Below are 13,817 nucleotides of genomic sequence, written 5' to 3'. Positions count from 1 at the left end.
GCACGGCCGGACACCCGACCCACCGCGCCACCACCGACCCACCGCGCCACCACCGACCCACCGCGCCATCACCTACCCGCGCAGCCAAGCACCTGAGCTGCCGCCAACCGGTGGTGCCGGACCCGCTCCCGGTGACCGGACGCGCTCCCGGCGGCCGGACCCGCTCCCGGCGGCCGGACCCCCGACCTTGAGTTCGACATCGAGGCAGTTGGCGTTTACACGGCTCGATTCCGCCAACTGCCCCAACATCGACGCTCTCAACGCGCCGCGTCAGGTGCCCGCACCCTGCGCGAGCGCGAGCCTGCCCTGCACGAAGGGCTGCTGCGACTGATGCGCAGGTGCGCGAGGTGCCCGAACTGCGGCGCATCATCACCGAGCGCTTCGCCATGAAGAACACCATGGGCTACGGCATCAACGCCCTGCTGGACTTCGATCAGCCGGCCGATGTGCTCGCCCACCTGGTGGTGGGGTCGGAGGGGACGCTCACCTTCGTCTCCTCCGCGGTATTCCGCACCGTGCCGGTGCAGAAGCACGTGGCCACAGGGCTGCTCACCGCGCCGTCCCTGCAGGCGGCCACCGCGATGCTGCCGGGCGTGGTGCAGGCGGGCTTCGCCGCCGTGGAGCTGCTGGATGCCCGGTCCTTGCTGACCGCGCAGCAGCTGGCCGGGTCCCCGCAGGAGATCGCGGCACCGGACGTGCAGGACCATGCCGCGCCGCTGGTGGAGCAGCGGGTGCCGGTGGCCTGGGGCGGCGGCGACGGGCTGAGGAGGTCCTGGTCACCCGGAGTCGCTGGCCGCGGCCCGCCGTCACGGACATTCGGCGACAATGGGAGGTCGATCGGCGCCCGACCATCGCGCCTGCCCCACTCGTCCACGCCATCCGGGAGCCCCGCACCGTGACCCCCACTGAGCAGTCCGCCCACCAGAGCACCGCTGAGCACGCCGGGGCGGCCGACGCCCCGGCCCTGCTCTCGGATGCGATCCCCACCGGGCCCGGACATCAGCGCGCGCACCTGCTCACCCCCGGTGTGATCGCCTGGCCCGCCGACCTCGTGGACGACGCCGCAGGCACGTCCTGGGAGCTGTGGGTGGCGCCGGAGGGCGGCCTCACCCTGGCCGGCGGGCGGGCCGGCGGGCAGGTCGCGGGTGGCGAGCGCCTGGGTGAGCTCACCCTGCGGGAGGGGCCTCTCACCGAGGCGGAGACCAAGGACCGTCGGCACCTGGCCAGCCACCTGGCCCTGGAGCTCGGCGGGCTGGACCGGGCCGTGCTCGAGCAGGCCCTCACGGGTCAGCTGGCCGTGGTCCAGCGCCGCGGGGGCGGCATCGAGGTGGCCACCGGTGTGCAGATGGCGGGCGTGCTCGATGCGCTGTACGCCGAGGAGGCATCGGTCGCACCGCTGGGGCCCCGCCTGGCGGGCGACCGCTGGGAGCTGTCCCTGTGGGCTCCGACGGCGAAGAGCGTCGCCCTGCAGGTGTTCGGACCCGTCGGCCACGCAGCCCGCGACGCAGAGCTCGGCACGCAGCAACCCGGCGCGCAGCAGCCCCCGGAGCATGAGCAGCCGGCGGTCACCGTCCCCATGGAGCGGGACGGCAGCGGGATCTGGCGCGCCTCGGGCCCGGCCGTTGGCGCCGAGGACTGGACGGACCGCGCCTACCTGTTCGAGGTGGAGGTGTACGTGCCCCGCGAGGGCCGCGTGGTGAAGAACCGCGTCACCGACCCGTACTCGGTGGCCCTGACCGTGGACTCCGAGCACTCGGTGCTGGTGGATCTCACCGATCCGCGCTGGGCGCCCGAGCAGTGGGCGAGCACCCCGGCGCCGCGACTGGAGCGCCCCGCGCAGCAGACCATCTACGAGCTGCACGTGCGGGACTTCTCCGGTGGCGACGAGGCCCTGCCCGTCGAACTGCGCGGCACCTACCTGGCCTTCGGTCACCCCGACTCCACCGGCACGGCGCGGCTGCGGGAGTTGGCCGAAGCGGGCCTGACCACGGTGCACCTGCTGCCCACCTACGACATCGCCACCATCCCCGAGCTGCGCTCCCGGCAGAAGCAGGCCGTGATCCCCTCCGGCGCGGGCCCCGCCTCGATCGAGCAGCAGGCCGCCGTGGGCGAGGTGGCCGACGAGGACGCCTACAACTGGGGCTACGACCCCTTCCACTACCTCGCGCCCGAGGGCTCCTACGCCACCGACGGCCACCAGGACGGCGGCGAGCGCACCGCCCAGTTCCGCTCCATGGTGGGCTCTCTGCACGGCATGGGCCTGCAGGTGGTGCTGGACGTGGTGTTCAACCACACCGCGCACGACGGTCAGCACGAGCGCTCGGTGCTGGACCGGATCGTGCCGGGCTACTACCACCGGCTGGACGCGGCGGGCAGTGTGGAGGACTCCACCTGCACCTCCAACACCGCCACCGAGCACGCGATGATGCGCCGCCTGATGGTGGATGCCCTGGTGCTGTGGGCACGCCACTACCGGGTGGACGGCTTCCGCTTCGACCTGATGGGCCACCATCGGCGCGCGGACATGGAGGCCGTTCGCGAGGCGCTGGATGCTCTCACCCTGGAGACCGACGGAGTCGACGGGAAGGGCATCTACCTGTACGGGGAGGGCTGGAACTTCGGGGAGGTGGCCGATGGCGCCCGCTTCACCCAGGCCACCCAGGGCAATCTCGACGGCACCTCGATCGGCTGCTTCAACGACCGCATCCGCGACGCGGTGCACGGCGGCAGCCTGATGGACGAGGACGCCCGCATGAACCGCGGCTTCGCCACCGGACTGTTCCTCACCCACAACGACCTCTCACCCCACTCGGCGCAGGAGCAGCGGGCGGACCTGCTGCACCGCACCGACAAGATCCGCCTGTCCATGGCCGGCAATCTCAAGGACTACGAGCTGCTGGCCTCCACCGGGCAGGTGCTGCGCGGGCAGGAGCTGGACTACAACGGCTCCCCCGCGGCCTTCGCCTCACGCCCCGAGGAGAATGTCAACTACGTCGACGCCCACGACAACGAGACCCTGTTCGACACCTTCGTGTGGAAGCTGCCGCAGGACACCTCGATGGACGTCCGGGTGCGGCTGAACACCCTGGCCCTGGCCACGGTGGCGCTGGGCCAGTCCCCCGCGTTCTGGGCCGCGGGCACGGACCTGCTGCGATCGAAGTCCCTGGACACCGACAGCTACAACTCCGGCGACCTGGTCAACATGATCGACTGGACGATGCAGGACAGCGGCTTCGGGCGGGGCCTGCCCTCGGCAGGCCGCAACCAGCACCTGTGGGAGCTGCAGGCCCCGATGCTGGAGGACCCGGCCATGCGCCCCGCCCCCGAGCACATCGCCCGCAGCGCCGCCATGGCGCTGGACCTGCTGCGGCTGCGGCACTCCACGCCCCTGTTCACCCTAGGGGACCCCGAGCTGATCAAGCAGAAGGTGACGTTCCCGAACGCCGGCCCCGAGGCCACGCCCGGGCTGCTGCTGATGCGGATCGACGACACGATCGGGCCGGACGTCGACCCCGCCCTCGACGGGCTGCTGGTGGTGCTGAACGCCTCCCCCGAGGCGATCTCCGAGCAGGTCGAGGGCATGGAGGGGACCTGTCTGGAGCTGTCCGCGGTGCACGTGGAGGGGGCCGATGCCGTGGCCCGCGAGACGACCTGGGATGCGGCAGCCGGCGCCGTGACGGTGCCCGCGCACACGGCGGCGGTGCTGGTCCAGCGGTGATCTCGTAGCAGGGCCACGTCCTTCGCCGCCGTCGAAGCGCTGCTGTGCGTGAAGTCCCCCGGGGGTGCTGCGGGGTGCCATGCGGGCTGCGCTGCGGGGTGCCATGCGGGCTGCGCTGCGGGCGCCCCTCCACCCCTGTGGACTGAAATATCTTGCAAGTTCTGGCTTGCAGTTGATGCTGGTGGGATGGGCCTTTAGGGTGGGGCGAGCGTGCTGGAGGTGAAATAGCCGCCACACCGATGAATATCTTGCACTCCCAATGCCTGGAGTGCGCCCCGGCCGTTCCCCTCGGCCGTTCCTTGCCCGGACAGAGGAGTCCCCGCATGTCGGTCCCGCGGTTTTCCCGCCCCGTCCCCTCCCCTCGTGCAGCCCGCATCCTCGGGCATCCGCACCCCCGTCCGCGTCGATCCTCGTCCGCGCCGGCGGTGATGAGGCACCGTGGCTCGTCGGCGGTGATGCGGCGACGTGGCTCGTCGGCCGCGGCGATCACCGCACCGCTGCCACGTCGCGGGCTGGCGATCATCGCTGCCCTGATGATGGCGATGGCGAGCGTGACGGGCACCGCGCCGCTGGTGCACGCCGTCGGCCCGAACGACCCGGTGCTGGTGGGCTCCCTGCAGTCCGAGCTGGGCTGCGGGACCGACTGGGCACCGGACTGCGAGGCCACGAGGCTCCTGCCCACCGGTGAGGCCGGGGTGTGGGCCTCCACCTTCAAGGTGCCCGCCGGGCAGTGGGAGACCAAGGTCGCCATCGGCGGCAGCTGGGACGAGGCCTACGGCCTGGACGGCGGCGACGAGAACATCCCGCTAGCCTTCGCCGCCCCCACCACGGTGCGCTTCCAGTTCGACGAGGCCACCAGCCGACTCTCCATCGCCCTGCCCGAGCTGCCCGGTGAGTACACCGAGGACGACGCCGCGCTCGCAGCGGCGCCCCACCGCCACCCCGGCGCCGGGCAGACCTTCTACTTCGTGCTCACCGATCGCTTCGAGAACGGTGACCTCTCCAACGACACCGGTGGCATCGAGGGCGACCGTCTGGACCACGGCTTCGACCCCGCCGACAAGGGCTTCTACCAGGGCGGTGACATCGCCGGCCTGCACTCCCAGCTGGACTACATCGAGGACCTGGGGATGACGGCCATCTGGCTGACCCCCTCGTTCAAGAACAACCCCGTCCAGGGCGAGGGCGAGAACGCCAGCGCCGGCTACCACGGGTACTGGGTCACCGACTTCACCACCATCGACCCGCACCTGGGAACCAACGACGAGCTGAAGGCCCTGATCGACGACGCCCATTCGCGCGGCATCAAGGTGTACTTCGACATCATCGTCAACCACACCGCGGACCTCATCGACTACGAGGAGGGCGAGTACGGGTACATCGACCAGGCCACCTCCCCGTACCGCGACGCCGACGGCAACCCGGTGGACCTCGCCCAGGTGGCGCAGTCCCCCGACTTCCCCACCTTCGACCCGCAGACCTCGTTCCCGTACACGCCGGTGCGCAGCGAGGAGAACACGGTGATGGTGCCGGAGGCGCTCAACGACGTCACCATGTATCACAACCGCGGCAACTCGACGTGGGAGGGAGAGTCGGTCACCCACGGCGACTTCGACGGTCTGGACGACGTGATGACCGAGGACCCGCGGGTACTGGCCCTCATGGAGGACATCTACACCACGTGGATGGACTTCGGGATCGACGGCTTCCGCATCGACACCGTCAAGCACGTGGACTTCGGGTTCTGGGAGTCCTTCACCAGCACGATGGCCGCTCACCAGGGCTCCACCCCGGCGGGCGAGGAGTTCTTCACCTTCGGCGAGGTGTACGACGCCGATGCGCGCCTGCTGTCCCCCTACGTGCGGGACACCGACATGGACTCGGTGCTGGACTTCGCCTACCAGTCGGCGAGCACCAACTGGGCGCGCGGCTACACCGCGCAGGGCATGGCGGCCCTGTTCGACGCCGACGACCACTACATCACCCCCACCTCCTCCGCCGCGGACCTGCCCACCTTCGTGGGCAATCACGACATGGGGCGCATCGGCTACCTGCTGCGGGACTCCGGCCGGCTCGATGAGCGCGCCGCCTTCGCGCACACCACGATGCTGCTGACGCGCGGCCAGCCGGTGATCTACTACGGCGACGAGCAGGGCTTCGTGGGCGATGGCAACGACAAGGATGCCCGCCAGTCGATGTTCCCCAGCCGCACCCCGTCCTACCTGGACGACACCCTGATCGACGGCTCCCCCTACGGGTCCGGCGACCACTTCGACACCGGCACGCAGCTGTATCCGCTCATCAGCGAGCTGGCCACGCTGCGCAACTCCACCCCGGCGCTGTCCACCGGGGCGCAGATCGAGCTGTACGCCGAGGGCGGCCCCGGCGTGTACGCCTTCTCCCGCGTGGACCGCGAGGAGAAGGTCGAGCACCTGGTGGCGCTGAACAATGCCGGCTCCGCCAGCACCGTCACGCTCACCACCCTCACCCCGGGCGCCAGCTACTCGGTGCTGCACGGTGACCACGCCCCCGTCACCGCCGGGGCGGACGGCACCGTGGAGCTGACCGTGCCGTCGCTGTCGGCCGTGGTGCTGGTGGCCGATGCCCCGGTCGCCGCTGCCGGTGAGGCGCAGGCGATCACCCTCACCCCCGCCCAGGGCGGTGCAGTGGAGGGTCTGGCCCCGATCAGCGCGCAGATCGCTGCGGACCGCTGGGCGGAGACCTCCTTCAGCTACCGGATCGCCGGCGAGGTGGCGTGGACGCCGCTCGGCACCGCTGAGGACGACACCCCGCGGGTGTTCCACGACGTGCGCGGCCTGGACACCGGCACCGTGATCGAGTACCGCGCGGTCTCCACCGATGCGAGCGGCTCCCGCGTGGCGGCCTCCACCAGTGCGGTGGTGGGCGCGGATCTCTCCGCTGCCGGCCCGGCCGAGGGGCCCGGCGGGATCGACGCGGAGTCGATCACGCTGCCGGGCTCCCACAACGCGGCGATGGGCTGCGCGGGCGACTGGCAGCCGGACTGCGAGTCCGCCCAGCTGACCCTGGACGCGGCCTCCGGGAAGTACACCGGCACCTTCGACATCCCCGCCGGGACCTACGAGTTCAAGGTCGCCCACGGCGGCTCCTGGGACCAGAACTACGGCGCGGGCGGTGTGCCCGGTGGGGAGAACATCTCCTACACGCACGAGGGCGGGCCGGTCACCTTCTGGTACGACCCGGTCACCCACATCGTCCAGTCCAGCGCCGATGGTCCCTTCGTGACCCTTCCCGGTTCGTTCAACGCGGCCCTGGGCTGCACCGAGGACTGGATGCCCTCCTGCATGGCCACCTGGATGCAGGACGGTGACGGGGACGGCGTGTACACCTTCACCACCGATGCCCTGCCCACCGGCAGCTACGAGGTGAAGGCGGCCCACGGCGGCTCCTGGGACGAGAACTACGGGGTGGACGGTGCGCGCGGCGGCGCCAACTACTCCTTCTCCACCCAGGAGGGAAAGGTCGTGACCTTCTCCTACGACCTGGCCACCCACGTGCTCACCATCGAGTCGGAGGATCCGCTGGTGGCGGGCTCCGGCCAGCAGCTGGCGCACTTCGTGGATGCCGACACCATCGCCTGGCCCGCCGACCGGGTCAGCGATCCGGCCACCACCAGCTGGCAGCTGTGGTCGGCCCCCGAGGGCGGGCTCACGGTGGCCGACGGTGCGGTCACCGGCGGGCAGCAGCTCGGTGAGCTGGCCCTGCGCGACGGCGGCCTGGACGAGGCGGAGCTGGAGGGCCGCGGCCATCTCGGCGACTTCCTGGCGCTGGACCTCTCCGGTGTGGACCGCGACGCGCTCGAGCAGGCCCTCACCGGCGAGCTGGCCGTGGTCCAGATCGGGGCCGACGGCATCGAGGTGATGACCGGTCTGCAAATCCCGGGCGTTCTGGATGCGCTGTACGCCGAGGACGCCGACGCTCACGAGCTCGGCGTGGTGTTCGACGAGGCCGGCACCCCGACCGTGACGCTGTGGGCACCCACCGCCAAGAGCGTGGACCTGCAGCTGTCCCCGGCACCGGTGACGGAGGCGGCCGGCCCGTCGGCCCGTGCCGCCGCCCCGGAGGGCGCCGAGGTGCTGCCGATGGAGCGCGGCGAGGGCGGCGTGTGGACCATCACCGGTGAGCCCGGCTGGGAGGACCGCGCCTACACCTTCGCGGTGGACGTGTACGTCCCCGCCGAGGGAGAGGTGGTCACCAACGTGGTGACCGATCCGTACTCCGTGGGGCTGACGCTGAACTCGCAGCAGTCGGTGATGGTGGACCTGGACGACGAGCGCTGGGCCCCGCAGGTGTGGACGGACACTCCCGCCCCGCAGGTCGAGCAGTTCGCCGACCAGACCATCTATGAGCTGCACATGCGGGACTTCTCCGCCGGGGACCAGGGCCTGCCGGAGGAGGTGCGCGGCACCTACGCGGCGTTCGGGCACCCGGACTCGGCCGGGTCGGCGCGCCTGCAGGAGCTCTCCGATGCGGGCGTGACCACGGTTCACCTGCTGCCCACCTTCGACATCGCCACCATCGAGGAGGACCGCTCCGCTCAGGTGCAGCCGGAGATCCCCGACGCGGGCCCGGCCTCCCCGGACCAGCAGGCGGCGATCGCGGAGGTCGCGGATCAGGACCCGTACAACTGGGGCTACGACCCGTACCACTACCAGACCCCGGAGGGCTCCTACGCGACCGCCGGGAACCAGGTGGGCGGTGCCCGCACCGCGGAGTTCCGCTCCATGGTCGGTGAGCTGCACCGGATGGGCCTGCAGGTGGTGCTGGACAAGGTGTACAACCACACCGCCGCTCATGGTCAGGCCGATCGCTCGGTGCTGGACAAGGTGGTGCCCGGGTACTACCACCGGTTGAGCCTGCAGGGCGCGGTGGAGACGTCCACCTGCTGCTCGAACCTCGCCACCGAGAACGAGATGGCCGGCCGCATCATGGTGGACTCCACCGTGCTTTGGGCCCGCCACTACGGGGTGGACGGCTTCCGCTTCGACCTGATGGGCCACCACTCCCGCGAGAACATGGAGGAGGTGCGGGCCGCCCTGGACGAGCTGACCCTGGAGGCCGACGGCATCGACGGCTCCGGCATCTATCTGTACGGCGAGGGCTGGAACTTCGGCGAGATCGAGAACAACGCCCGGTTCACGCAGGCCACGCAAGGGCAGTTGGACGGCACCTCGATCGGTGCGTTCAACGATCGTCTGCGCGATGCGGTGCACGGCGGCAGTCCCTTCGACACCGACAAGCGCACCATGCAGGGCTTCGGCAACGGCCAGTACACGATGCCCAACGGGTTCTCCGAGCTGTCGGAGGAGGATCAGCGGGCGGATCTGCTGCACCGCACCGACCTGATCCGTCTGGGCCTGGCCGGCAGCCTGAAGGACTTCGAGCTGGAGTCCTCCAGCGGTGAGGTGCTGCGTGGTGACCAGCTGGACTACAACGGGTCTGCGGCCGGGTTCACCTCGCGTCCGGAGGAGTCGGTGAACTACGTGGACGCCCACGACAACGAGGCGCTGTACGACCTCAACGTGTGGAAGCTGCCGCAGGATGCGTCGATGGAGGTGAGGGGCCGGATGAACACCCTGTCCCTGGCCACGGTGACGCTGGGCCAGTCCCCGTCGTTCTGGGCGGGCGGCACCGATCTGATGCGCTCGAAGTCGCTGGATCGCGACTCCTACGACTCCGGGGATCACTTCAACGTGATCGACTGGACGATGCAGGACAACGGCTACGGCCGGGGCCTGCCGCCGGAGGGCAAGAACGGCGAGGCGTGGGACCTGATGGTGCCGATGCTGGAGGACCCGGCCAAGACTCCTTCCCCGGCGGACATCGAGTTCAGCTCGGAGGTGACGCTGGACCTGCTGCGGCTGCGCTCCTCGACGAACCTGTTCACGCTGGGCGAGGCGGAGCTGATCCACCAGAAGGTCAGCTTCCCCAATGCCGGTGCGGATGCCACGCCGGGCCTGCTGGTGATGCGGATCGACGACACCGTGGGGGCTGACGCCGACCCGGCCCTGGACGGTCTGGTCACGGTCTTCAACGCCTCCGACGAGCCGATCACCGAGCAGGTCGACGGCATGGCGGGACTGGAGTACTCGCTGCATGAGGTGCAGGCCGAGGGCGTCGACCCGGTGGTCAAGGAGTCCACCTGGGAGGCCTCGACGGGCACGGTGACGGTGCCGGCGCACACGGTGGCCGTGTTCGTGGCCCCGCAGGATACGGCGCCGGGTGAGCCCGGTGAGCCCGGTGAGCCCAGTGACCCCGGTGAGCCCGGTGAGCCCGGTGAACCCGGTGAACCCGGTGAGCCCGGTGAGCCCGGTGAACCCGGCCAGCCCGGTGAACCCGGTGAACCTGGTGAACCCGGCGAGCCCGGCCAGCCCGGAGAACCCGGCCAGCCCGGAGATCCCGGCCAGCCCGGCCAGCCCGGAGAGCCCGGGGAACCGGGTCAGCCCGGCCAGCCCGAGGAACCGGGTGAGCCCGGAGAGCCAGGCGACCCGGGGAAAGCCGGCGATCCTGGCCGTGCAGATCGTGATCGCGGTCCGCTGGCCCGCACCGGCACGGACGCGTGGGGCTACGTGCTGGCGGCAGCCGCACTGATCGCCGTGGGTGGTGGGCTCACCGCCTGGAAGCGCCGGGCGGCCTGACACACCCCACACACGGATCCCCCGGTTCCCTCGCTCGATCGAGGGAACCGGGGGATCCGTCGTTCAGTCCTCAGCACATCGCTGTGCTTCGTGCCTCACGGTCGGCGACGTGCAGGCGTTCACCCTGGGACGAACCGGCGGCCGTGGCGGCTCAGTCCTGCGGGGTGAAGGTCTCCAGGTCTGTGCGGAAGGCGCGGCGGCGCGCGTAGGCGTGCACCTGGTCCAGCACCGCGACCTGCCGGTCCACGTTGTCCACCAGATCGGCGAACACCTGCTTGTCCAGGCCCAGCAGCTGGGCGTTGTCCCGCAGGGTCTCCCAGCCGCCCTTCTTCCCGATCACGGCGCTGCGCATCAGCTCGGCCTCCAGCACCAGCGTCATCGGCGAGCGCTTGACGAGACGACCGTTGTTCTTGAGCCGTGCGGCCTTCTCCCCCACCCAGGCGGCGGCCTGCCGGTGCGGGAGCTGCTTGAAGCCGAGGTCCTCCAGCAGCTGTTCGAGGAACCGGCGCTCGTTGCGGATCTCGTGGGCCAGCATCGAGAGCTCGGCGAACACGGGGGTGTCCACGTTGGCCTCGGCCATCCGCTCGATGCGGGACATCCCGGCAGTGGCCCCGGTGAGGTGGTCGGAGATGTACAGGTTCAGCAGGTCCCGGTCGACGTCCTCGGAGATCCTCGGCGAGCGCTTTCCGGCCGAGGCACCCTCCCCGGCATCCGCCCCGCCGGGAACGGCCGAGACGGGAAGGGAGCCCCCGCCGGCATCACGGGGGCGCATCGGCACCGAATCGGCTCCGGTGCCTTCGATCATCCCTCCCAGCAGTTCGGCGACGGCATCGGCTGCGGTGCGGGTGGGCTTCCAACCCAGCTCTGCCTTGGCCCGGGCGTTGTCCATCACCGGGACGTTCATGCCCATGTCGAGCCATCCCGGGTCGGCCGCGACCAGTCCGGTGAGGTGCCCGGCCGACATCGCTGTGCGGACCATCGACGGCGGCAGCTCCACGGGCCGCACCTTCTTGCCGTCGCCGACGATGTCGGCCAGGTCCTGCACGCCGAGCACGTCGTCGGCGCAGATGTTGAAGGCACCCTTGACGCCGGCCACGGCGGCGGCCGCGTAGGCGGCGCCCATGTCATCGGCGTGGACGGCCTGGATGCGCAGGCCCTGCGGGAGCGGCAGCAGCGGGGGCCGACCGGCCTTGAGCGCCTGCACGGGCATCCAGGAGCCCAGGAAGTAGCGCTGGATCTCGGATGCCGCGGCGGCCGAGAAGATCAGTGCGGGGCGCAGCCGGGTCACGGTCACCTCGGGGTGCTCGGCCTCGAACTCGTCCAGCACGCGCTCCTGGGCGGCCTTGTCGACGCTGTAGTGCGAGGTGGAGATCCCTCCGGTCTCCCAGCTCTCGTCCCGCACCTCCAGGCCCGGGGAGGGCGAGTAGGCACCCACGGAGGAGGCCACCACCAGAGTGTCCACGCCCGCGGCGGCGGCAGCGCGAGCCACGTTGCGGGTGCCCTCCACGTTGACGCGGTGCAGCAGGTCCCGCTTGGAGTTGGGCTGGATCAGCCAGGCCAGGTGGATGACGGCGTCGACATCCGCGAACGCCTTCGTCAGGTGGGCGATCGCCTCGGGCGCCTTGACGGCGGCACCGATGTCGATCGAGGCCCAGTCGGCCTGGGCGTAGGGCTCGGCGCCCTGGTCGGGCATGCGCCGGGCGATGCCCAGTACGGAGGAGACCTCCGGGCGTTCGTGCAGGGCCGTGAGGACTGCGGTTCCGACGTTCCCGGTGGCACCGACGACGGCGACTCTCATGGGTTTCTCCCTCGTGGGGTCACGCGCTGCGCGACGAGTGGGCGTGCGTGGACTCCTCCAACCTACGCAGGGATCCTGAGCGCCCGGAAGGAAAGGCCCTCGCCTCGACCGGTCGGTCTCCTGGAGCAGAGGCCATGCGGGCCGGGCGCGAGCACGAGGCGAGGGATGCGAGCTGCCAGGTGCGGCCCGGGCCAGCACCGGCCGCCGCGCCCCCGGGGCCACCGCAGCCCCCCGGAGTCGTCAGCTCCTATGGGGATCCTCCCCCTGCACGGGATCGTCCACCTGCACGGGGCCCTCCCCCTGCACGGGATCGTCCACCTGCATGGGCCCGCCAGGTTCGGTGTCGGTGCCGGTGGCGCGGCCGATGCCGGCCATCAGGTGGTACACCAGCAGTGCAGCCACTGTGCCCAGCGCGATGCCCGTGAGCTGGATGCCCTCGATCTCCCAGGTCACATTGGCGATGCCCACCACCAGGGCCACACCGGCGGTGAACTGGTTCTTGGGCTTGGAGAAGTCCACCTTCCGTCCACCCACATGCGCACGCCGATGATGCCGATCAGGCCGTACAGCACGAAGGTGACGCCGCCCAGCACACCGGGCGGGATGGTGAAGATCGCCGCGCCCACCTTCGGGGACAGCGACAGCAGGATCGCGACGATCCCGGCCACCCAGTAGGCGGCGGTGGAGTACACGCGGGTAGCGCTCATGACGCCGATGTTCTCGCCGTAGGTAGTGGTGGGTGAGCCGCCGAACCCAGCGGACAGGGCGGTGGCAGCGCCGTCGGCGAACAGGGTGCGGCCCACCATGTGGTCGAGGTTGCGACCGGTCATCAGGCCCACGCTGGTCACATGACCCACGTTCTCGGCCAGCAGCACCAGGATCACCGGCAGGAACATCGGCAGCAGCGCGAGGTTGAACTCGGGGTGGTGGAACTGCGGCAGGCCGATCCAGGGGGCCTCAGCCACGGGGGTGAAGTCCACCTCGCCCCGCAGCACCGCGACCAGGTACCCCACCAGCACGCCCACCAGCACCGAGATGCGACCCAGCAGGCCCTTGAACACAGCGGTGCACAGCACCACGGCGAACAGGGTGATAGTGGCGGTGACGGCGGACTGCTTGAAGTTGTCGTACGCGGTCGGGGCCAGGTTGAAGCCGATCAGCGCGACGATCGATCCCATCACCACCGGCGGCATCAGCACACCGATCCAGACGGTGCCGATGCGGGCGACCAGCAGGCCCAGCAGGGCCAGCAGGATGCCGGTGACCATCACCCCGCCCAGGGCCGCGCCCATGGAATCGGCCTCGGTGGAGGCCACGACCGGCGCGATGAACGCGAAGGAGGAGCCCAGGTAGCTGGGCACCCGGTTGCGGGTGATCACCAGGAACAGCAGGGTGCCGATGCCGCTGAACAGCAGGGTGGTCGAGGGTGGGAACCCGGTGAGCAGGGGCACCAGGAAGGTGGCGCCGAACATGGCGATCACGTGCTGGGCGCCGATGCCGATGGTCACCGGCCAGGCCAGGCGCTCCTCGGGCTTGACGATGGCGGCGGGGGCGACGGTGCGGCCGTTGCCGTGCAGGGTCCAGAGCGGCATGGCTCTCCAGGGATGTGAGCGGGGTGGGGATC

General features: G+C 70.7%; 4 protein-coding genes and 1 pseudogene. 3 read left to right on the top strand and 2 right to left on the bottom strand.

The window, feature by feature from the left end:
• The first annotated feature begins 347 nt into the window (after positions 1-347).
• The 3 genes from M4D54_RS00910 (at position 348) to pulA (ending at position 10,395) form a co-directional block, all read left to right on the top strand.
• Positions 348-899, top strand: a complete 552-nt coding sequence (locus tag M4D54_RS00910; protein WP_259889612.1) for an FAD-binding oxidoreductase — start codon at positions 348-350, stop codon at positions 897-899.
• A complete protein-coding gene (locus tag M4D54_RS00905; RefSeq protein ID WP_259889609.1) occupies positions 896-3,718 on the top strand; it encodes an alpha-1,6-glucosidase domain-containing protein in 2,823 nt (940 codons plus the stop codon). The genes M4D54_RS00910 and M4D54_RS00905 overlap by 4 nt, the downstream gene beginning before the upstream one ends.
• 455 nt (positions 3,719-4,173) lie before the next feature.
• Positions 4,174-10,395: a pullulanase-type alpha-1,6-glucosidase gene (pulA, locus tag M4D54_RS00900; RefSeq protein WP_259889606.1), complete on the top strand. Its 6,222-nt coding sequence runs from the start codon at positions 4,174-4,176 to the stop codon at positions 10,393-10,395.
• A gap of 151 nt (positions 10,396-10,546) precedes the next feature.
• Here pulA and M4D54_RS00895 read toward each other — a convergent pair whose 3' ends face one another.
• Together M4D54_RS00895 and M4D54_RS00890 are read right to left on the bottom strand one after the other, a co-directional pair.
• Entirely contained in the window at positions 10,547-12,193 is a 1,647-nt protein-coding gene (locus M4D54_RS00895; RefSeq protein WP_259889603.1) for an NAD-dependent epimerase/dehydratase family protein, read from the bottom strand.
• Between the two features lie 240 nt (positions 12,194-12,433).
• Positions 12,434-13,785 (bottom strand): annotated as a pseudogene (locus M4D54_RS00890) (uracil-xanthine permease family protein).
• Positions 13,786-13,817 lie beyond the last annotated feature (32 nt).

Origin of the sequence: Brachybacterium sp. p3-SID1565, from assembly GCF_025143785.1 — a bacterium.
GTDB classification, from domain to species: Bacteria; Actinomycetota; Actinomycetes; order Actinomycetales; family Dermabacteraceae; genus Brachybacterium; species Brachybacterium epidermidis.
Note: the sequence above shows the minus strand (reverse complement) of the source record. Positions and strands in the feature narration are given on the sequence as shown.

What these genes read in the sequence shown, in the direction of transcription:
- pulA (WP_259889606.1), top strand. Translation starts at nt 4,174, where the DNA reads ATGCGGCGACGTGGCTCGTCGGCCGCGGCGATCACCGCACCGCTGCCA.
- M4D54_RS00895 (WP_259889603.1), bottom strand. Translation starts at nt 12,193, where the DNA reads ATGAGAGTCGCCGTCGTCGGTGCCACCGGGAACGTCGGAACCGCAGTC.